Origin of the sequence: Humibacillus xanthopallidus (genome assembly GCF_044793955.1) — a bacterium.
Lineage (GTDB): Bacteria > Actinomycetota > Actinomycetes > Actinomycetales > Dermatophilaceae > Humibacillus > Humibacillus xanthopallidus_C.
This window is the reverse complement of the sequence record NZ_CP084995.1, coordinates 3,100,566-3,122,040: the sequence shown is the minus strand read 5'-3', so window position 1 is coordinate 3,122,040 and position 21,475 is coordinate 3,100,566. Positions and strand designations below refer to the sequence as shown.

Annotated in this window: 17 protein-coding genes; 14 read left to right on the top strand and 3 right to left on the bottom strand. The window is 71.0% G+C overall.

What is annotated here, in order from left to right:
- Positions 1-107: 107 nt before the first annotated feature.
- The 8 genes from LG278_RS13940 to LG278_RS13905 all read left to right on the top strand — a co-directional run bounded on the left by LG278_RS13940 (position 108) and on the right by LG278_RS13905 (position 9,668).
- Entirely contained in the window at positions 108-1,556 is a 1,449-nt protein-coding gene (locus LG278_RS13940) for a gamma-aminobutyraldehyde dehydrogenase (protein ID WP_404387763.1), read from the top strand.
- A 136-nt stretch (positions 1,557-1,692) separates the two neighbouring features.
- Entirely contained in the window at positions 1,693-2,940 is a 1,248-nt protein-coding gene (locus LG278_RS13935; RefSeq protein WP_404387761.1) for a spermidine/putrescine ABC transporter substrate-binding protein, read from the top strand.
- A complete protein-coding gene (locus LG278_RS13930) occupies positions 2,937-4,058 on the top strand; it encodes an ABC transporter ATP-binding protein (protein WP_404387759.1) in 1,122 nt (373 codons plus the stop codon). Before LG278_RS13935 ends, LG278_RS13930 begins: the two co-directional genes overlap by 4 nt.
- Positions 4,051-4,965: an ABC transporter permease gene (locus tag LG278_RS13925; RefSeq protein WP_404387757.1), complete on the top strand. Its 915-nt coding sequence runs from the start codon at positions 4,051-4,053 to the stop codon at positions 4,963-4,965. The genes LG278_RS13930 and LG278_RS13925 overlap by 8 nt, the downstream gene beginning before the upstream one ends.
- Positions 4,965-5,759: an ABC transporter permease gene (locus LG278_RS13920; protein WP_404387755.1), complete on the top strand. Its 795-nt coding sequence runs from the start codon at positions 4,965-4,967 to the stop codon at positions 5,757-5,759. The genes LG278_RS13925 and LG278_RS13920 overlap by 1 nt, the downstream gene beginning before the upstream one ends.
- Positions 5,760-5,764: 5 nt before the next feature.
- The gene (locus tag LG278_RS13915; RefSeq protein ID WP_404387753.1) at positions 5,765-7,021 is read left to right on the top strand and encodes a saccharopine dehydrogenase family protein; all 1,257 of its coding nucleotides are present in this window, start codon (positions 5,765-5,767) and stop codon (positions 7,019-7,021) included.
- Between the two features lie 44 nt (positions 7,022-7,065).
- On the top strand, positions 7,066-8,529 hold the full coding sequence (locus LG278_RS13910) for an NAD-dependent succinate-semialdehyde dehydrogenase (RefSeq protein WP_404387751.1): 1,464 nt from the start codon (positions 7,066-7,068) through the stop codon (positions 8,527-8,529).
- Between the two features lie 122 nt (positions 8,530-8,651).
- Positions 8,652-9,668 carry a DnaB-like helicase C-terminal domain-containing protein gene (locus tag LG278_RS13905; RefSeq protein ID WP_404387749.1) on the top strand — a complete coding sequence of 339 codons (1,017 nt, stop codon included), beginning with the start codon at positions 8,652-8,654 and terminating at the stop codon, positions 9,666-9,668.
- A 59-nt stretch (positions 9,669-9,727) separates the two neighbouring features.
- Here LG278_RS13905 and LG278_RS13900 read toward each other — a convergent pair whose 3' ends face one another.
- Both LG278_RS13900 and LG278_RS13895 read right to left on the bottom strand, forming a co-directional pair.
- Positions 9,728-10,084, bottom strand: coding sequence for a barstar family protein (locus LG278_RS13900; protein WP_404387747.1), 357 nt, complete (start codon positions 10,082-10,084; stop codon positions 9,728-9,730).
- Entirely contained in the window at positions 10,081-10,596 is a 516-nt protein-coding gene (locus LG278_RS13895) for a ribonuclease domain-containing protein (protein ID WP_404387745.1), read from the bottom strand. The genes LG278_RS13900 and LG278_RS13895 overlap by 4 nt, the downstream gene beginning before the upstream one ends.
- A gap of 84 nt (positions 10,597-10,680) precedes the next feature.
- Between LG278_RS13895 and LG278_RS13890 the strand changes: the two genes are divergently transcribed.
- From LG278_RS13890 to LG278_RS13865, 6 genes are all read left to right on the top strand, one after another.
- A complete protein-coding gene (locus LG278_RS13890; RefSeq protein ID WP_404387744.1) occupies positions 10,681-11,202 on the top strand; it encodes a pyridoxamine 5'-phosphate oxidase family protein in 522 nt (173 codons plus the stop codon).
- A 25-nt stretch (positions 11,203-11,227) separates the two neighbouring features.
- A complete protein-coding gene (gene dxr, locus LG278_RS13885) occupies positions 11,228-12,436 on the top strand; it encodes a 1-deoxy-D-xylulose-5-phosphate reductoisomerase (RefSeq protein ID WP_404387743.1) in 1,209 nt (402 codons plus the stop codon).
- A gap of 148 nt (positions 12,437-12,584) precedes the next feature.
- Positions 12,585-13,931, top strand: coding sequence for a M50 family metallopeptidase (locus tag LG278_RS13880; protein ID WP_404387742.1), 1,347 nt, complete (start codon positions 12,585-12,587; stop codon positions 13,929-13,931).
- A gap of 162 nt (positions 13,932-14,093) precedes the next feature.
- Positions 14,094-15,254: a flavodoxin-dependent (E)-4-hydroxy-3-methylbut-2-enyl-diphosphate synthase gene (gene ispG / locus LG278_RS13875; protein WP_404387741.1), complete on the top strand. Its 1,161-nt coding sequence runs from the start codon at positions 14,094-14,096 to the stop codon at positions 15,252-15,254.
- A 92-nt stretch (positions 15,255-15,346) separates the two neighbouring features.
- Positions 15,347-19,360 (top strand): Pls/PosA family non-ribosomal peptide synthetase, encoded by a 4,014-nt coding sequence (locus tag LG278_RS13870; RefSeq protein ID WP_404387740.1) that lies wholly within the window; start codon positions 15,347-15,349, stop codon positions 19,358-19,360.
- Positions 19,361-19,415: 55 nt separating this feature from the next.
- Complete coding sequence (locus tag LG278_RS13865) at positions 19,416-20,732, top strand: M1 family metallopeptidase (protein ID WP_404387739.1); 1,317 nt, start codon at positions 19,416-19,418, stop codon at positions 20,730-20,732.
- A 10-nt stretch (positions 20,733-20,742) separates the two neighbouring features.
- Here the strand turns inward: LG278_RS13865 and LG278_RS13860 are convergent, their stop codons facing one another.
- Complete coding sequence (locus tag LG278_RS13860; protein ID WP_404387738.1) at positions 20,743-21,447, bottom strand: 4'-phosphopantetheinyl transferase family protein; 705 nt, start codon at positions 21,445-21,447, stop codon at positions 20,743-20,745.
- Between the last annotated feature and the right edge of the window lie 28 nt (positions 21,448-21,475).

The window sequence follows — 21,475 nt, the reverse complement described above, 5'->3', positions numbered from 1 at the left end:
ATAGTGACCTGTGGAACACGCTGTTGGCAAGTCCCCGATCGACTGATTCCGAAGATTTATCTTCCGTAGGGTTCACCAATGCGTAGTTTTCTGTCTAGCATGCGGCCATGACCTCGCAGCCGCGCCAGCTCCGCAACTTCATCGGTGGCCAGTACGTCGACCCCGAGACCGACGCGACGACCGACATCGTCGACCCGTCCACGGCCCAGGTGGTCGCCACCGCCCCCGTGAGCTCACAGGGGGACGTCGACCGCGCGTATGCCGCCGCGTCCTCGGCCTTCGAGACGTGGGGCGACACGACGCCGGGCGAGCGCCAGACCGCGCTGCTGAAGTTCGCGGACGCCATCGAGGCCCGCGCCGACGACTTCATCCGCCTCGAGGGTGAGAACACCGGCAAGCCGCACGCGCTGACGGCGAGCGAGGAGATCCCGCCGATGCTCGACCAGCTCCGGTTCTTCGCCGGCGCGGCCCGGGTGCTCGAGGGCAAGTCGGCGGGGGAGTACATGAAGGGCCACACGTCGTGGATCCGCCGCGAGCCGATCGGCGTCGTCGGTCAGGTCACCCCGTGGAACTACCCGATGATGATGGCGATGTGGAAGATCGCGCCGGCGCTCGCCGCGGGCAACACGATCGTGCTCAAGCCGAGCGACACCACCCCCGAGACGACGCTGCTGCTCGCCGAGCTCGCCTCCGAGTTCCTCCCCGAGGGCACCTTCAACGTCATCACCGGCGACCGTGAGACGGGCCGTCACCTCGTCGAGCACCAGACGCCGGCGCTCGTCGCCATCACCGGCTCGGTGCGCGCCGGCATGCAGGTCGCCGAGAGCGCGTCGCGCGACCTCAAGCGCGTGCACCTCGAGCTCGGGGGCAAGGCGCCGGTCATCGTCTTCGACGACGCCGACATCGAGGCTGCGGTCGAGGGCATCGCCGTCGCCGGCTACTTCAACGCCGGCCAGGACTGCACCGCCGCCACGCGCGTCATCGCCGGGCCCCGCATCCACGACGACTTCGTCGCCGCGCTGGCGGAGTATGCCGCCGGGTCGGCCAAGGTCGGTATGCCAGACGACCCGGACGCGCTCTTCGGCCCGGTCAACAACCCCAACCAGGTGCGCCACGTCTCCGGCATGATCGACCGGCTGCCCGACCACGCGCGCATCGTCACCGGCGGCTCGCGGGCGACCGGCCTCGGCGACGGCTACTTCTTCCAGCCCACGGTTCTCGCCGGCCTCCGCCAGGACGACGAGCAGATCCAGAACGAGATCTTCGGCCCGGTCATCACGGTGCAGCAGTTCACCGACGAGGCCGAGGCGCTCGCCTGGGCCAACGGGGTGCAGTACGGCCTCGCCTCGTCGGTGTGGACCCGTGACTTCGGCAAGGCCATGCGCATGAGCAAGCGTCTCGACTTCGGCTGCGTGTGGATCAACACGCACATCCCGATCGTCGCCGAGATGCCGCACGGGGGTTTCAAGCACAGCGGCTACGGCAAGGACCTGTCGATGTACGGGCTCGAGGACTACACCCGCATCAAGCACGTCATGGCCAACATCGAGTCATGAGCCGTCGCGCCGCCCACCGGGCGGCGCGAACTCACGTGTCGCGCGGAGCGTTCGACACAGCAGCACAGCACCACCCTCGGGTCAGCGTCGATCCCCTCCACCCGGCCCCATCAAAACCCCTGGAGAAATGAACCCCATGAACGAGAACTCCTTCGACAAGGACAACCCGATGCTGCGCGCGGCCCTCATGCGCGGGCTCGTGAGCCGGCGGTCGGCCATGATGGGGGCGGCCGGTGTCGGTGCCGCCGCCTTCCTCGCGGCCTGCGGCTCGGCCGGCAAGAACCCTGCCACGGGTGGGGCCTCCGGCTCGGCGGCGCCCGCGCGGACCGCTGCGGCGGCCACCGACCTGTCCGACACCGAGAAGGTCGTCAACTGGTCCAACTGGACCGAGTACATCGACACGAGCGACGACGGCAAGTCGCGCCCGACCCTCGAGGCCTTCCAGAAGCAGTCCGGCATCGAGGTCAAGTACACCGAGGACTACCTCGACAACGACGAGTTCTACGCGAAGGTGCGTCCGCTCCTCGACGGGGGCAAGGACACCGGCCGTGACGTCTGGTGCAGCACCGACTGGATGGTCGCCCGACTCATCCGCCAGGGCTACGTGCAGAAGCTCGACCTCGCCAACATCCCCAACGCCGCCAACCTCGACGACTCGCTCAAGAACGTCGAGTTCGACCCTGGCCGGCTCTACTCCCTCCCGTGGCAGAGCGGCTTCGCCGGAATCGGCTACAACCTCAAGGCGACCGGCGGCAAGAAGGTCGAGTCGATGACGCAGCTGCTCACCGACCCGGCGCTCAAGGGCAAGGTCACGCTGCTGACCGAGATGCGCGACACCGTCGGCCTCGTGATGATGGAGCAGGGCAAGGACATCTCCTCGTTCACCGACGCGGACTTCCAGGCTGCGATCGACGTCATCCAGCAGGCCAAGGACTCCGGCCAGATCCTGCGCTTCACCGGCAACGAGTACACCGAGGGTCTCGCCAAGGGCGACATCGCGGCGTGCGTCGCCTGGACGGGCGACGTCGTGCAGCTGCAGTTCGACGACGAGAACATCCAGTACGCCCTGCCCGAGAAGGGCTTCACGCTCTGGTCGGACAACTTCGTCATCCCGGCCCTCGCACAGCACAAGAAGAACGCCGAGAAGCTCATCGACTACTACTACGACCCGGCCGTCATGGCGCAGGTCGCGGCGTGGGTCAACTACATCGCCCCGGTCAAGGGGACCAAGGAAGAGCTCGTCAAGATCGACCCCGAGCTCGGCGACAACCCGCTCATCGTGCCGACCGACGAGGTCCTCGCGCGGGCGCAGGTCTTCCGCGGCCTCAGCACCGCCGAGGAGACCAAGTACAACAAGCTCTACTCGGCCCTGACGACGGCATGAGCGAGCAGCAGGGGAAGGGCGACCTCAGTCTCGTCGCCCTCACGAAGTCCTTCGCGACCTTCACCGCCGTCCACCCGCTCGACCTGACCATCCCGCAGGGCTCGTTCTTCGCCTTGCTGGGGCCGTCCGGCTGCGGCAAGACGACGACCCTGCGCATGATCGCCGGTCTCGAGGAGCCGACGGGCGGGCGCATCCGCATCGGCGAGAGCGACATCACCGACACGAAGGCCTACCAGCGCAACGTCAACACGGTCTTCCAGAGCTACGCCCTCTTCCCGCACATGAGCGTGCTCGACAACGTGATGTTCGGCCTGCGGCGGCGTGGCGACAAGGACGCGAAGGCCAAGGCCAACGAGATCCTCGAGCTCGTGCAGCTCGGGCAGGTGGCGAGCAAGAAGCCGACCCAGCTGTCGGGCGGCATGCAGCAGCGCGTCGCGCTGGCCCGCGCCCTCGTCAACCGCCCCGACGTGCTCCTGCTCGACGAGCCGCTCGGTGCGCTCGACCTCAAGCTGCGACGCCAGATGCAGATCGAGCTGAAGCGCATCCAGCAGGAGGTCGGGCTGACCTTCATCCACGTCACGCACGACCAGGAGGAGGCCATGACGATGGCCGACTCCATCGCGGTCATGAACGCCGGCCGCATCGAGCAGCTCGGTGACCCGGCCACCCTCTACGAACAGCCCCGGTCGACGTTCGTCGCCAACTTCCTCGGGCAGTCCAACCTCGTGCGCGCCAGGGTCAATCCCGGCGGCACCGACCAGGTCGTCACGGTGCGAGCCCACGACACCGACCTCGAGGTCTCGCGCGGGCACCTGCCCGACGGGGTGAAGGACGTGTGGCTCGGGGTGCGCCCCGAGAAGCTGCGCCTCGGTGAGTCCGGGGGCCCCAACCACCTGCGCGGCGTCGTGCGCGACGTGTCGTTCAGCGGCGTCGCCACGCAGTACTCCGTGGCGATGCCCTGGGGCCAGGAGCTCATCGTCATCCAGCAGAACGACGGCTCCACGCGGGCGCGCCTCGGCGAGACGGTCACCGTCTCGTGGGCGGCGGAGCACGGCTTCGCCCTCGACGCGTCCCAGGCCGCCGATGCCGGGGCCGACCTGGTGGACGACCGTGGCTGAGGCCGCCGTCCTCTCGACGGGATCGGCGGCGCCCCCCTCCCGGCGACGGCGCAACTGGGTGCCCTACGCCCTGCTGGCGCCGGGCCTGCTGTGGCTCGTCGTCTTCTTCGTGCTGCCGATGGTGACCCTCGGGTCGCAGTCGCTGCAGGAGGGCAACGTCGACGACGGCTTCGTCTTCACGGCGAACTTCGGCATCTACGTCGACGCGCTGCAGCAGTACTGGCCGCAGTTCGTGCGCTCGTTCATCTATGCCGGCACCGCCACGGCGCTCGCGCTGCTGCTCGCCTACCCGCTCGCCTACTACATCGCGCAGAAGGCCGGGCGCTACAAGAACCTCATGCTCGTGCTCGTCATCGCGCCGTTCTTCACGAGCTTCCTCATCCGCACGCTCGCGTGGCGCACGATCCTCTCCGACGACTGGTTCGTCACGGAGTGGGCGCAGCGACTGGGCATCACCAACCTGCTCCAGGCCGTCGGCCTCACGGCCAACGACTCGCTCCTCAACTCGCAGTTCGCCGTCATCATGGGCCTGACCTACAACTTCCTGCCCTTCATGATCCTGCCGCTCTACACCTCGCTCGAGCGGCTCGACCCGCGCCTCCTCGAGGCAGCGGGCGACCTCTACGCGTCGCCGTGGCAGACCTTCCGCAAGGTCACCTGGCCGCTGTCGCTGCCCGGGGTCGTGGCCGGCACGCTGCTGACCTTCATCCCGGCGGCCGGTGACTTCATCAACGCCCGTCTGCTCGGCAACACCCAGACGACGATGATCGGCTCTGTCATCGACAGCCAGTTCCTCCGGGTCCTCGACTACCCCCTCGCGGCGGCGCTGTCGTTCATCCTGCTCATCCTCATCGTCACGATGGTCTCGGTCTACGTCCGCCGAGCCGGAACGGAGGAGCTGCTCTGATGGCCTGGATCAAGCGACACCTCATCGCCTTCGCCGCGATCGCGGTGCTCATCTACATGCTCGTGCCCAACATCATCGTGGCGGCGTTCTCGTTCAACGACCCCAAGGGCAAGTACAACTACAACTTCAACGAGTTCTCGACCGAGGCCTGGACCAATCCCTGTGGCACACAGGGGATCTGCGAGTCGCTCGGGCTCAGCCTCCAGATCGGGGTCATCGCGTCCCTGACGGCAACCGTGCTCGGCGCGATGATCGCCTTCGCCCTCGGCCGCTACCGCTTCCGTGGGCGATCGGCGACCAACCTGCTGATCTTCATGCCGATGGCCACACCGGAGGTCGTCATGGGCTCGAGCCTCCTGACGCTCTTCCTCATGCTCGGGGTGCCGTCCGGACGCACGGCGATCCTCATCGCACACATCATGTTCTGCGTGTCGTTCGTCGTCGTCGCCGTCAAGGCGCGGGTCGCCACCCTCGACCCCAAGCTCGAGGAGGCGGCTGCCGATCTGGGTGCCAACCCGATGCAGACCTTCCTGCGTGTCACGCTGCCCCTCGCCGCACCGGGCATCGCCGCCGGAGCGCTGCTCGCCTTCTCGCTGAGCTTCGACGACTACATCATCACGAACTTCAACGCGAGCCCCAGCTCGATCACCTTCCCGATGTACGTCTGGGGCGCCTCCGCCCGCGGCGTGCCCGTGCAGGTCTACGTCATCGGGACCGTGATGTTCCTGCTGGCCCTCATCGTCGTGATGACCGGGCAGCTCATCTCCAGCCGACGCAACAGACAGGTGGCCTGACCCAGATGCGAGTCCTCATGATCGGCTCCGGGGGAGTCGGTGACGCCGCCGCGCGCATCGCGGCGGAGCGAGACTTCTTCGAGCTCTGGGTCGTGGCCGACTACGACGTGGCGCGGGCCGAGCGCACCGTCGCCGCGGTCAACGGACGGCATTCCGGAGGGAATGGGGAGGGGCGCTTCGTCGCCGCCCAGGTCGACGCCTCGTCGGCCCGGGCGGTGACGGAGCTGGCGCTCGCGCACGGCGCGACGCACGTCTTCAACGCCGTCGACCCGAAGTTCAACATGCCGGTCTTCAACGGGGCCAAGGCTGCCGGGGCCGACTACCTCGACATGGCCATGAGCCTGTCGCAGCGCCACCCCGAGCAGCCCTTCGAGAGAGTCGGTGTCATGCTCGGCGACGAGCAGTTCGCCGTCGCCGACGAGTGGAAGGCCGACGGACGGCTCGCCCTCGTCGGCATCGGCGTCGAGCCCGGCCTCTCCGACGTCTTCGCGAGGTATGCCGCCGACCACCTCTTCGACGAGATCGACGAGCTCGGCACCCGCGACGGCGCCAACCTCGTCGTGCACGACGAGGCGGGCAACGAGGTCTTCGCCCCGAGCTTCTCCATGTGGACGACCATCGAGGAGTGCCTCAACCCTCCCGTCATCTGGGAGAAGGACCGCGGCTGGTTCACGACGGCGCCCTTCAGCGAGCCCGAGGTCTTCGACTTCCCCGAGGGCATCGGCCCGGTCGAGTGCGTCAACGTCGAGCACGAGGAGGTGCTCCTCATGCCTCGCTGGGTCGACGCCAAGCGGGTCACCTTCAAGTACGGCCTCGGCGAGGAGTTCATCACCATCCTCAAGGTGCTCAACACCCTCGGGCTCGACCGCACGGAGCCGATCACCGTCAAGGGCGTGCAGGTCTCGCCCCGCGACGTCGTCGCCGCAGCCCTGCCCGACCCCGCGACCATCGGTCCGCGGATGAGCGGCAAGACCTGCGCCGGCCTCTTCGTCACCGGCACCGGCAAGGACGGCTGGCCGCGCCGCACCTACCTCTACCACGTCGTCGACAACGCCGAGACGATGGCGGGCTACGGCGCCCAGTGCGTCGTCTGGCAGACGGCGATCAACCCGGTCGTCGCGCTCGAGCTGCTCGCGCGCGGCACGTGGAGCGGCGCCGGCGTGCTCGGCCCCGAGGCCTTCGACGCGGTGCCCTTCCTCGACCTGCTCGCCGCACCCAAGCCGGAGGGCTACGGCTCCCCCTGGGGCCTCGAGGACCGCTGAGGGCGCCTCGGCCCGATCATCAACAGACAGTTAGGGTTTCAGTCATGGCAACGGTGACGCAGAAGTCAGTGCTCGAGTCCGTCCCCACGGGACTGCTCATCGGCGGTCAGTGGCGCAACGCGAGCGGTGGCAAGACCCTCGCGGTCGACGACCCAGCCACCGGCGAGATCCTCACCCATGTCGCCGACGCCAGCGTCGCCGACGGCAAGGCGGCGCTCGACGCGGCGGTCGCGGCGCAGGCGGACTGGGCACGCACGGCACCGCGCGACCGTGCGGAGCTGTTGCGGGCGGCATACGAGAAGATCACCGAGCGGGCCGACGAGTTCGCGATGCTGATGACCCTCGAGATGGGCAAGACCCTCGCCGAGTCGCGGGGCGAGGTCGCCTACGGCGCCGAGTTCTTCCGCTGGTTCTCGGAGGAGGCCGTGCGCATCGGCGGTCGCTACGCCGTCGCCCCCAACGGCGCGACGCGGCTCTTGACGATGCGCCAGCCGGTCGGTCCGGTGCTCATGATCACGCCGTGGAACTTCCCGCTCGCCATGGGCACCCGCAAGATCGGCCCGGCCATCGCCGCCGGCTGCACCATGGTCGTCAAGCCCGCCAGCCAGACGCCGCTGACGATGCTCGCCCTCGCCGACGTGCTCCAGGAGGTCGGCCTGCCCGACGGCGTGCTCAACGTCGTCACGACGACCTCGACCGGTGAGGTCATGGAGCCGCTCATCCGCGACCCCCGGCTGCGCAAGCTCACCTTCACCGGGTCGACGCCGGTCGGCCGCAAGCTGATGGAGCAGGCCTCGGAGCAGATCCTGCGCGTGTCGATGGAGCTCGGCGGCAACGCGCCCTTCATCGTCTTCGGCGACGCCGACGTCGACAAGGCCGTCGACGGCGCGATGCTCGCCAAGATGCGCAACATGGGCGAGGCCTGCACGGCCGCCAACCGCTTCTACGTGCACGAGTCGCTGGCCGAGGACTTCTCGGCCAAGCTCGCCCAGCGGATGGGCGCGCTCACCCTCGGACGCGGCACCGAGGAGGGCGTCGACGTCGGCCCGCTCGTCGACGAGAAGTCGCGCGACAAGGTCTCCTCCCTCGTCGACGACGCCGTCGCCAAGGGCGCGCGCGTCGTCGTGGGCGGCTCGGCTCCCGACGGTGTGGGCTGGTTCTACCAGCCGACGGTGCTGACCGACGTCCCGGCCGACGCCGACCTGGCCCGCGAGGAGATCTTCGGACCCGTCGCCCCGGTCTCGACGTTCAGCACCGACGCCGAGGCGATCCAGATGGCCAACGACACGGAGTACGGCCTCGTCGCCTACCTCTTCACCCAGGACCTCTCACGGGCCCTCACAGTCTCCGAGGCCTTGGAGTTCGGCATGGTCGGGGTCAATCAGGGCATCGTGTCCAACCCGGCGGCGCCCTTCGGCGGCGTCAAGGCCTCCGGCGTGGGTCGCGAGGGCGGCTTCGAGGGCATCGACGAGTACCTCGAGACGAAGTACGTCGGCATCGCGCTCTGAGGGTTCCTCCCAGGGCGCGCGGGTCACGCGGCGTCACGCGGGTGCACCAGCGCCCGCGCTGGCCCACAGCGGAAGTCGCCAATCCCGCCCGCCGCCGCCGCGGGCTGTGGTGCAATCTGCGCATGGCGACACCCGCGGCCCACCGCGAGACCGGACCGCTGCGCTCCCTCGGGACGCTGCTCGACGACACCGACTCCGTGTTGCGGCGCGGCGGACCGGCTGGTGCGACCGTGTGGTCGACGGGGTTCCCGGTGCTCGACGCGACGCTGACCGGGGGTTTCCGCTCGGGGGAGCTCGTGCTGCTCGGCGGACCGGCCGGACACGGCAAGACGACGATGGGCGTGCAGTTCGCCCGCAACGTCGTCGCCGCCGGCGGAGCCGCGGTGATCTTCTCCTACGAGCACGAGAGCCACACCCTCCTCGAGCGGCTCATCGCCCTCGAGGCGGCCGAGCGCACGCCCGGCGAGGTGGCTGGGGTCATCGAGGTGCGTCGGGCCTTCGAGTCGGCGTCGGGGGGTGGCTCGCTCGAGGACGTGCTGTCCGCCCTTCCGGGCGGAGCGAGGGCGTATGCCGCCCTGACGAGCTATGGCGACCGCCTGCACATCCACGAGTCGTCGGGAGCGACGACGACGCTCGAGGAGGTGGCGGCGGTGGTGACGGCGGTGACGCAGACGACCGGGACGGCGCCCTTCGTGCTGCTCGACTACGTGCAGAAGATCCCCGTCGACCGTCCCGACGAGACGGAGCGGGTCACCGCGGCGGCCGAGGGCCTGAAGGACCTCGCGCTGCAGGCCCGGGTGCCGATCGTCGCCATCTCGGCGGCCGACAAGGAGGCTCTCGTGTCGGGGCACCGGATGCGCACCCACGACCTGCGCGGGTCCTCGGCCCTGGCCTTCGAGGCCGACGTCGTCATGATCGTCGGCGACAAGGTCGACATCGTCTCGCGCGAGCACCTCGTCTACGACCTCGGCAACATCCAGCGCTTCCGCGGCTGGTCGGTGGTGACGCTGGAGAAGAACCGCCACGGCCAGGCCCGGGTCGAGCTGGAGTTCGCCAAGGACTTCGAGCACGGCCGCTTCCACCCCGAGGGCAACGCCGTGACCGAGCGGCTCATCGACGAGCGGGTCTTCGTCTCCTGACCGAGCCGACCTGCGGGCCGGGTGTGGTCGCGGCGTGCACCGGACGGCATACGGGCCGGTCAGCGTGCGATGACGGTGATGCGCAGGTCGTCACGCTCGTCCTGCACCTGTTCGAGGATGTCGACGACGGTCTCGTAGGTGTCGTGGTCGTGCCGGCGCAGGTCACCGACGTGGTCCCAGACCAGCTCGAGGGTCTGGCCACGTGGCACGTCGAGGTCGCGGAGGGCGTCGAGCAGCGCGTCCCAGTTGTGGCCGAACCAGTCGGGCAGGTCGAGGTCGGCGGCGAAGGCCGCCAGCACGGTGGCCTTGTCGACGCCGCCACTGACCGGCCCGACGATGCGCACGTCGTGGCCGAGCGAGGCGAGCAGGTCGAGGTGGTCGTCGGCCTCGCTGTGTGGACCGAGGAACGTGGTCACGACCCCTCCTCGATCCGGCTGAAGGAGGCGTAGTGGTCGGCGGTCCAGTAGCGCTCGCCCTGCGAGCCGGTGACGATGCGGCGGGCGCCGCGGTCGTCCGAGCCGGGAGTGACCACGGTGAACTCCTTGTAGTAGCCGCGGGACTGCTGGGGGAGGAGCCGCTCGCGGTTGGCGAAGGTCTGGTTGTCGTTGCGGGGGTAGGGATACGGCCCGCCCGCACGGATGAGGCGCAGGGTCTCGCGGGCCTGCGGCGGCAGGGCCGACTCGGCGATCCACGGCAGCCCCGAGACGGGGTCGGTCGCACCGCCCGGGCGGCCCGGCGTGCTGGTGGCGCCGGGCGGGGCCGGGGTGCCGGGAGCGCCGGGGGTCGTGGTGACGGTGACGGCGGTCTGCGCCCCCGTCGCGTCCGGCGTGGGGCCGCCGCGTGCTGCCTGCACGACGAGCCAGACCAGCACGACGAGGACCACGGCGAGGACGCCGAGCAGGATCGGTCGCGACCGGATCGAGTTCACGCCGCCATCATGCCGCCGCCCGCCACCGCAGGGAGGAGGGGCTTGCCGCGAGCGGTTGTCGGCGGGCGGGTCTACCGTCGGAGAATGCTCGAGACCACAGACGAGATCGAGGCACTGCAGGCGCTGCTCGATGCCTCGCACGCCAGGGCGACAGGTCACCTGCGCGGCATCATCAACGACGACCGCACGCTCACCGCGGAGCACCTCGTCGCGCTCCTCACCGGCATGAAGGTGTTGTCGGTCGCGACGGTCACGGCCAGGGGCGAGCCGCGCATCAGCGCCCTCGACGGCCACTTCCTGCACGGCACGTGGACGTTCAGCACCGACGGCAGCTCGGCCAAGGCGCGGCACCTCGCCCGGCAGCCGGCCACCAGCGTGGCGCACATCGACGGCGAGGACCTCGCGCTCTTCAGCCACGGCTACGCCGAGCTGATGGAGCCGGGGCCGGCCCGAGACGAGGTCGAGGCGCACTGGACCGCCCACTACGGCAGCAGCCCGTGGTCGTGGGGCGACGACATCAGGATGTATCGCCTGCGGATGACCTGGGCCGTGGCCTATGCCTTCAAGAGGGAGGAGCTGCTCCGGGCGAGGCACGTGACGGCGTGACCGTCCGACGCGGGAGAATGCGCGGGTGACCGACACCGCGACGCCCTCTCGTCCCCGCCGCATCATCCTGCTCGGCTCGACCGGCTCGATCGGCACCCAGGCCATCGACCTCGTGGAGCGCAACCGCGACCGCTTCGAGGTGGTCGGCCTCTCCGCGGGCAGCAACCTCGAGCTCGTGGCGCAGCAGGCGGTCGCGCTGCGCGTCCCCGTCGTGGCGGCAGCGGGAGGCGGCGAGGGCGACCTCGCCGACGCGATCGCCCGCGCGGCCGACGCAGCCGGCGTCACGGCATACCGGCCCGAGCTGTTGACGGGCACCGGTGCGAGCACGGAGCTGGCGGCGCGAGCGGCAGACGTCGTGGTCAACGGCATCACGGGGGCCATCGGGCTCGAGCCGACTCTGGCCGCGCTGCGTGCCGGCACGACGCTCGCGCTCGCCAACAAGGAGTCGCTCATCATCGGGGGGCCGCTCGTCAAGGCCATTGCCGCGCCCGGGCAGATCGTGCCCGTCGACAGCGAGCACTCCGCGATCGCGCAGTGCCTGCGCGGCGGCCGCGCCGAGGAGGTGCGCCGGCTCGTCGTGACCGCGAGCGGGGGGCCGTTCCGTGGTCGCTCGCGTGCCGAGCTCGCCGACGTGACCCCTGAGCAGGCGCTCGCCCACCCGAACTTCTCGATGGGCCGTGTCATCACGACGAACTCAGCGACCCTCGTCAACAAGGGGCTCGAGGTCATCGAGGCGCACCTGCTCTTCGACATCCCGTTCGACCGCATCGACGTCGTCGTGCACCCGCAGCAGATGATCCACTCGATGGTGGAGTTCGTCGACGGCTCGACGATCGCGCAGGCCGGCCCGCCGCGGATGCTCGTGCCCATCGCGCTCGGCCTGAGCTGGCCCGAGCGCATCGCCGATGCCGACGTGCCGGTCGACTGGACCCGGGCGCAGTCCTGGGAGTTCGAGCCGCTCGACGACGAGGCGTTCCCCGCTGTCGCGCTCGCCCGCCGGGTGGGGGAGGCCGGGGGCACGTGGCCGGCCGTCTACAACGCCGCCAACGAGGTCTGCGTCGACGCCTTCCACGAGGGGCGCCTCGGCTTCGTCGACATCGTCGACACGATCGCCCGGGTCGTCGACGCGTATGCCGCCGAGCCCCTCTCCGAGGTCACCGACCTCACGCTCGATGACGTCCTCGCCGCCGATGCGTGGGCCCGCGACACCGCCGGGCGCACCATCACCGCCTGACCGAGCCCCGATCGAAAGAGCAATCCGTCCACGTCCCGTGGGGCCGCGGGGTCGCGCACGAGCGGACGGATTGCTCTTTCGATCAAGAGACAGGGGGGCGGGGGGCGTCCGCGTCGGGGTTCACAGGCTGGCGATGTGACAATGGGACGTGCTCTTCGTCCTAGGGGTCCTCGTCGTCGTGATCGGCGTGGCGCTGTCCATTGCCCTGCACGAGATCGGCCACCTTGTGCCCGCCAAGAAGTTCGGCGTCAAGGTGACCCAGTACATGGTCGGCTTCGGCCCGACGATCTGGTCGCGCCGCCGCGGTGAGACCGAGTACGGCATCAAGGCCATCCCACTCGGCGGCTACGTGCGCATGATCGGCATGCTCCCACCACGCCCCGGCGACGCCCCCGGTGAGCTGCGCACCCTCTCGACCGGCCGTTTCAGCCAGATGGTCGACCAGGCGCGCGCCGACTCGATGGAGGAGGTGCGCCCCGGCGACGAGGACCGCGTCTTCTACAGGCTGAGCCCCGGCAAGAAGATCATCATCATGCTCGGCGGCCCGATCATGAACCTCGTCATCGCCGCCGTGCTGCTCACCGGCGTCATCACGATCTATGGGCTCCCGCAGATCGCACCGGAGGTCGGCCGGCTCTCGCAGTGCGTGCCGACTGCCGCGCCCACCCTGCAGGTGCCCCAGCCCGACTGTGCGCCGGGTGATCCCCAGAGCCCCGCGGCAGCCGCCGGCCTCAAGGACGGGGACCGCATCCTGTCGGTCGACGGGAGCGCGATCACCGAGTGGGACCAGGTCTCGGCGGCGATCCGCGCCAGCCAGGGCCGCGACATGACGTGGGTGGTGCAGCGCGGCGACGAGCGGGTCACGATCGCGATCACCCCCGCCGTGCTCGAGCGCGTCACCTACGACGCCGACAACAAGCCGGTCGTGCAGGACGGCCAGCTCGTGCTCTCCCCGGTGGGCTTCGCCGGCATCACTCCGGCCTCCGAGCTCGTGCGCACCCCGATCTGGGAGGCGCCGCAGTTCGTCTGGGACCGCACCGTCGAGACCGCCTCGATCATCGTGCGGATCCCCGAGAAGATGGCCGGCGTCATGCAGGCGGCGTTCGGCTCCGGCGAGCGTGACCCCAACGGACCGATCTCGGTCGTCGGCGTCGGCCGGATCGGCGGCGAGGTCGCCGCGCTCGACATCCCGGCCGACGAGGGCGGCAACTGGCTCAAGCTCGCCCAGCTCGTGCTGCTCATCGCCTCGCTCAACCTCGCGCTCTTCGTCTTCAACCTCATCCCGCTGCTGCCGCTCGACGGCGGGCACGTGGCCGGCGCGATCTGGGAGTCGATCAAGAAGAGCTGGGCCCGGCTGCGCAACCGGCCCGACCCGGGCTACGTCGACGTCGCCAAGGGACTGCCGATCGCCTACGGCATGTCGCTCGTGCTCATCACCATGTCGGTGCTGCTCATCTACGCCGACATCGTCAAGCCCATCAACATCTTCGGCTGACCGCGCGGCCGCGAGGAACTGCTCGGGGCACTCGGGGGCGGAGCCCCCGAGGGTTTCCGCGGTGCCCTCGGCGGTACTTGGCGGGTGCATCGGGACTGGCGCCGCGGGCAGTTCGGGGGCACTCGGGGGCGGAGCCCCCGAGCGTGTGGACATAATGGCGGCATGAGCGTTTCCCTCGGTATGCCGCCCCTGCCCCCGCCGGTCCTCGCGCCCCGTCGCAAGACCCGGCAGATCCACGTGGGCAAGGTCGGTATCGGCAGCGACTTCCCGGTGTCGGTGCAGTCGATGACGACGACGCCGACGACCGACATCAACGCGACACTCCAGCAGATCGCCGAGCTCACGGCCAGCGGCTGCGACATCGTGCGCGTGGCCTGCCCGAGCCAGGACGACGCCGACGCCCTGCCCGCGATCGCGCGCAAGAGCCAGATCCCGGTCATCGCCGACATCCACTTCCAGCCGAAGTACGTCTACGCCGCGATCGACGCCGGCTGCGCGGCCGTGCGCGTCAACCCCGGCAACATCCGCCAGTTCGACGACCAGGTCAAGGAGATCGCCAAGGCGGCCAAGGACGCCGGCGTCTCCATCCGCATCGGCGTCAACGCCGGCAGCCTCGACAAGCGGATCATGGAGAAGTACGGCAAGGCGACCCCCGAGGCGCTCGTCGAGTCCGCCGTCTGGGAGGCGAGCCTCTTCGAGGAGCACGACTTCCACGACTTCAAGATCTCGGTCAAGCACAACGACCCGGTGATCATGGTGCGCGCCTACGAGCTGCTCGCCGAGCGCGGCGACTGGCCCCTGCACCTCGGTGTCACCGAGGCCGGCCCCGCCTTCCAGGGCACCATCAAGTCGGCCACCGCCTTCGGCGCCCTGCTCTCGCGTGGCATCGGCGACACGATCCGGGTGTCGCTCAGCGCCCCGCCGGTCGAGGAGGTCAAGGTCGGCAACCAGATCCTGCAGAGCCTCAACCTGCGCCCCCGCAAGCTCGAGATCGTGTCGTGCCCGTCGTGCGGCCGCGCCCAGGTCGACGTCTACACCCTCGCCGACCAGGTCACTGCCGGGCTCGAGGGCATGACCGTGCCGCTGCGCGTCGCCGTCATGGGCTGCGTCGTCAACGGCCCGGGGGAGGCCCGCGAGGCCGACCTCGGCGTCGCGTCGGGCAACGGCAAGGGCCAGATCTTCGTCAAGGGCGAGGTCATCAAGACCGTGCCCGAGAGCCAGATCGTCGAGACGCTCATCGAGGAGGCCATGCGCCTCGCCGAGGAGATGGGCGAGCCGGTCGACGATGAGTCGGCCGGAGCGCCCAACGTCACCGTCGGCTGACCGACTGGCAACGTCACTCACCGTTCACCCGGGCTCACTAGACTCCGTGGCAGCCGCCTGACAGGGCGATCGCCACCGGTGAAGGAGTCCCCTTGCCCGACCCGCTGCTCGCCGGCGATCGGGCGCCTGCGCCCCGCACCCTCGTCGACGTCCTCGATGCGACGATCGCGACGCATCCTGACGCGCCGGCCGTCGACGACACGCGCTCGGTGCTCACGTACCGCGAGCTCGGCGAGCAGGTGGACGACGTGGCCCGCTCGTTGCGCGCTGCGGGTGTGCGCACCGGCGACCGCGTCGGCATCCGGGCGCCGTCGGGCACCCACGACCTCTACGTCGCCATCCTCGGCATCATGCGGGCCGGCGCCGCCTACGTGCCCGTCGACGCCGACGACCCGCAGGAGCGGGCCGACCTCGTCTTCGGCGAGGCGCAGGTCACCGCCGTCGTCGGAGCCGGCCGCGCCATCACGCGTCACCTGGCGTCGGCACACTCCAGCGAGCGGTATGCCGCCCCCGACGTCCTCGACACCCCTGACGTCCCCGACACGCCAGACGTCCCCGGCAACCCTGATGCCCCCGGCACCAAAGACGTCATCGACACCCCGGACGAGCCGCTTGTCCCCGTCCGGTCGACCGACGACGCGTGGATCATCTTCACGTCCGGCTCGACGGGGGTGCCCAAGGGCGTCGCCGTCACGCACCGGTCAGCGGCCGCCTTCGTCGATGCCGAGTCGCGGATCTTCCTGCGTCAGAGCCCGATCGGCCCCGGCGACCGGGTGCTCGCCGGGCTCTCGGTCGCCTTCGACGCCTCGTGCGAGGAGATGTGGCTCGCCTGGGCCCATGGCGCCTGCCTCGTGCCCGCGCCGCGGGCGCTCGTGCGCACGGGCATGGACCTCGGCCCGTGGCTCGTCGCCCAGGGCATCACCGTCGTGTCGACGGTGCCCACCCTCGCGGCGCTGTGGCCGGCCGAGGCCCTCGAGCCGGTGCGCCTGCTCATCTTCGGCGGTGAGGCCTGCCCGCCCGAGCTCGCCGCCCGCCTCGCGACACCGGAGCGCGAGGTGTGGAACACCTACGGTCCCACCGAGGCCACGGTGGTCGCCTGTGGGGCGCTCATGACCGGCGAGGGGCCCGTGCGCATCGGGCTGCCCCTCGACGGCTGGGACCTCGTCGTCGTCGACGAGCAGGAGCTGCCGGTGGCCCCGGGCGCCACCGGCCAGCTCATCATCGGGGGAGTGGGGCTGGCCCGCTACCTCGACCCGGCCAAGGACGCCGAGAAGTTCGCGCCGATGCCGACGCTCGGGTGGGAGCGGGCCTACCGCTCCGGCGATCTCGTCGTCAACGACCCCGAGGGGCTGGTCTTCGTCGGCCGGGGCGACGAGCAGGTCAAGCTCGGTGGCCGGCGCATCGAGCTCGGAGAGGTCGACGCCGCCCTGCAGTCGCTCCCCGAGGTCACGGGGGCGGCCGCGGCCGTGAAGACGACGCCGGCGGGCACCCAGGTGCTCGTCGGCTATGTCGTGCCGGACGATGCCGAGGCCTTCGACACCGACGCGGCGAGGACCCGGTTGCGCGAGGAGCTGCCCGCGGCCCTCGTGCCGCTGCTCGCCCTCGTCGACGAGCTGCCGACGCGCGTCTCGGGCAAGGTCGACCGGGCCGCCCTGCCCTGGCCCCTGCCCGGCACCGAGCTGGGTGACGATGCGGTCGAGCTCGAGGGGGTCGAGGGCTGGCTCGCGCAGCAGTGGACCAGCGTGCTCGGCGCGCGGGTCGCCTCGCCGGACGCGGACTTCTTCGCCCTCGGTGGTGGCAGCCTGTCGGCGGCCCAGCTCGTGTCGCTCCTGCGGCAGCGGGTGCCGACCGTGACGGTCGCGGACGTCTATGACCGGCCCCGCCTCGGCGCCCAGGCCGAGCTGCTCGAGGCGGCCGAGCCGGCCGGCGCACCGCAGCCGCCGCGGCACGTGCGCCGCATCCCACGCCACATCCAGCTCGTGCAGACCTTCGTCTCCCTCCTGCTGCTCACCGTCAAGGGCATGCAGTGGGTCGTCGGTCTCGTCACGGCGACCGAGCTGCTCCGCGCCCTCGACCTCGCGCCCTGGGCGACCCCGACGTCGTGGTGGGTGCTCGGCGTCGGCTGGCTCGCCTTCATCACCCCGGTCGGCCGCATGAGCATCTCGGCCCTCGGTGCGCGGCTGCTCCTCATGGGCGTGCGCCCCGGCACCTACCCGCGCGGCGGTCACGTGCAGCTGCGCCTCTGGGCCGCCGAGCGCTTCACGGAGTCGATGGGCGCGGTGTCGCTCGCCGGGGCGCCGTGGATCCTCGCCTACGCGCGGGCGCTCGGAGCAAGCGTCGGCCCCGGCGTCGACCTGCACAGCGTGCCCCCCGTGACGGGCATGCTGACGATCGGGGAGGGCGCCAGCATCGAGCCCGAGGTCGACCTGTCGGGCTACTGGATGGACGGCGACGTCGTGCACGTCGGCGCCATCACCATCGGCGCCGGCGCGACGGTCGCCGCCCGCAGCACCATCGGACCCGACGTCGCCATCGGCCACGACGCGCTCGTCGAGGCCGGCGCCACGGTGCTGTCCGACGTCACCGCCGGCACGACCGTCGCCGGGTCGCCGGCCACGCGGGTCGGCTTCGGCGGCAGCGGCTCCGGGCGGTGGCCCTCCCAGCGTCCCGCGCGCCGCTCGGCGTGGGTGCCCGTCTACGGGGTGTCGTCCATCGGGCTGGCCGTCATCCCGCTCGTCGCGCTGCTGCCCGGCCTGCTGGTGCTCGCGGGCCGGCTGCAGGACGCCGCGTCCTACGGCGACGCAGCCCGGGCGGCATACCTCTCCGTGCCCCTCGTGACGGTGCTCGCGCTGCTCACCCTGGCCCTGCTCACCATCGTCGTCGTGCGCCTGCTGGGCCTCGGTCTCAGCGAGGGCTTCCACCCGGTGCGCAGCCGCGTCGGGTGGCAGGTGTGGGTGACCGAGCGCCTGCTCGACCAGGCGCGCACCCTGCTCTTCCCGATCTATGCGAGCCTGCTCACGCCCGTGTGGCTGCGCGCCCTCGGCGCGCGCGTCGGCAAGGGCGTGGAGGCCTCGACCGTGCTCCTGCTGCCGAAGATGACGACCGTCTCCGACGGCGCCTTCCTCGCCGACGACACGCTCGTCGCCGGCTACGAGCTGGGCCGGGGCTGGATGCGCATAGCGCGGGCCAAGGTCGGCAAGCGCGCCTTCCTCGGCAACTCGGGGATGACCGCCCCGGGCCGGCGCGTGCCCCGAGACGGGCTCGTCGCCGTGCTCTCGGCCGCCCCCCAGAAGTCCAAGGCCGGGTCGAGCTGGCTCGGCAGCCCGCCGGTGCGGCTGCGTCGCGCGGCACCCGGCGGCGACCTCGAGCGCACCTATGCTCCGCCCTTGCGGCTCAAGGTGATCCGCGGCCTCGTCGAGCTGTGCCGTGTCATCCCGGTGATGGTCAGCGTGGCGCTCGGGCTCACCGTCTTCCTCGCGCTCGAGTGGCTCGTCGAGCACTTCGGTCTCTGGCAAGCAGCCGCCCTCTCGGGTCTCGTGCTCGCGGTCGTGGGCGCCTTCGCCGCGGCGATCACGACGGCGGCCAAGTGGGTCGTCGTCGGGCCGATCCGCGCCGTCGAGCACCCGTTGTGGAGCCCGTTCGTGTGGCGCAACGAGGTCGTCGACACCTTCGTCGAGATGGTCGCCGGGCCGTGGTTCGCGTGGACCGCGACCGGCACCCCGGCGATCAACGTCTGGCTGCGCAGCCTCGGCGCCCGCATCGGCCACGGGGTGTGGTGCGAGACCTACTGGCTGCCCGAGGCCGACCTCGTCACCCTCGGCGACGGCGTCACCGTCAACCGCGGTTGCGTGCTGCAGACGCACCTCTTCCACGACCGCATCATGTCGATGGACACCGTGACCCTGGCCGACGGTGCGACGCTCGGACCCAACGGCGTCATCCTGCCCGCTGCCTCCATCGAGCAGGGCGCCACGGTCGGCCCCGGCTCGCTCGTGCTGCGCGGCGAGTCGGTGCCGGCCGGCAGCCGGTGGACCGGCAACCCGATCGCCCCGTGGCGCGTGCCCGCGAAGCCGTCCAAGAGCGGCCTGGTCAAGGCGCCCTCGTGACCCGGCGGGCTGCCACGACCCGAGTCCGCGCGCGCGTGCGGCATAGTGTGGCCCCGTGCCCGTGACGTCTGGTGATCCCTATGTGCCCGGTCGTGGGGACGCCACCTACGAGGTGCGCCACTACGACCTCGACCTGTCCTACAAGGTCTCGTCCAACCGTCTCAGCGGGCTGGCGCGGCTCGACGTCGTCGCCACCTCGCCCCTGACGCAGCTGCGCATCGACCTCGTCGGGCTCCGCGTGTCGAAGGTGACGACCGGGCGCCTCACCTCCCGCTGGACCCAGCGCGGCGGACACGTCATCGTCACCCTGCCCCGCCCGCTCGCGCCCGGTGAGGGCACCAGCATCACGCTCACGTATGCCGGCAACCCGGGTCCCGCACGGTCCGTCTGGGGCGACGTGGGCTGGGAGGAGCTCGACGACGGCGTGCTCGTCGCCAGCCAGCCGACGGGCGCGCCGACCTGGTTCCCCTGCAACGACCACCCCCGTTCGAAGGGCACCTACCGCATCGCGGTGGAGTGCGACTCGCCGTATGCCGTGTGCGTGACCGGCACGCTCACGGGCCGCTACGTGCGCGGCAGCCGCACCCGTCACGTCTACGACCAGCCCGACCCGATGGCGACCTACCTCGCTGCCGTGCACATCGGGCAGTACGACCGGGCCCTGCTCGCCGAGGGTCCGGTGCGCCAGGTCGTCGTCGCGCCTCGGCGGCTGCACCGGCAGGTGCTCGGCGAGCTGCAGCTCCAGCCGCGGATGATGGAGCTCTTCGCCGACCTCTTCGGGCCCTACCCCTTCGACGACTACACGGTCGTCGTCACCCCCGACGAGCTGGAGATCCCGCTCGAGGCCCAGGGCATGGCGACCTTCGGTCCCAACTGGCTGAGCGGTCGCGGCGTGCACCAGCGCCTCATCGCCCACGAGCTCGCCCACCAGTGGTTCGGCAACAGCCTCACCGTCACGTCGTGGGCCGACATCTGGCTCAACGAGGGCTTCGCCTGCTACGCCGAGTGGCTCTGGTCGCACGCGTCGGGAGGGCCCACGGCCGACACGCTCGCGTCGCAGCAGCGCACCCGCCTCGCGGGTCTCGCGCAGGACTTCGTGCTCGCCGACCCCGGGCCCGAGACGATGTTCGACGACCGGGTCTACAAGCGTGGCGCCCTGACCCTGCACGCCCTGCGCCTGCACCTCGGCGACGAGGGCTTCTGGTCGCTGCTGCGCACCTGGGTGTCCGAGCACGAGCACGGCTCGGTGTCGACGGCCGACTTCGTCCAGCACGTCGCCGCCCACGACCCGTCGGGCGAGGCCGAGCGGCTGCTCGAGGCGTGGCTCATGCACCCCGCCCTCCCGCTGCTGCCGCGCCCGGCGCGGCGCTGACCACAGCCGGTCAGGCGCGGGGGTGCACGGTGACCTGCACCTCGCCGTATGCCGCCGCGAGCCCGAGCGCTGCCACGTGGCCGTCGTCGTCGAGCGCGAGGTCGACGACGCTGACCGCAGGCCGTCCGGGCAGCACGATGTCGGCCCGGCCCGGCTGCGGCGTGGCGAGGGTGGCCGGGTCGACGACGAAACCGACGCCGAGGGCCTTGAGCGCGGCCTCCTTGCGCACCCAGCTCACCGCCCGCGCGTGGTCGTCGATGCCGGCCGCCAGCTCGGACGGGTGGGTCGCGACGGCGTCGAAGCCAGCGAACCCGGTGCCGGCGACCCGCTCCACGTCGACGCCGACCGGGGCGTCCGCCGAGACCGCGACGGCGACGAGGTCCGGCGTGCGTGACAGCGAGACGTGCAGCTGCGGGTGGCCGACGACGCGCGGAGGGCCGTGCTGCCCTCCGCACCGTGCGCAGGTCCGGTCGAGCTCGACGTCGCTCGGTGGGGAGCCGACCAGCCGCCCGAGGACGTCGCGAGCGAGCAGGTGCAGCACGGCATACGCCCGGGCTGTCGTGGGCTCCACGATCGCCGCGAGGCGCCGCCGCTCCTCCGCGTCCAGCGCCTCGAGCCGCTCCCGCCAGGACGTGTCGGCCGCGGGCGAGGCGAGCCAGGCGTCGGCCTGGCCGACCCGCGGTCGGGGGGTCTCGGCGGTCGCGGGAGGGGGCACCGCCCCAGAATGGCGCGCCGACCCTCGC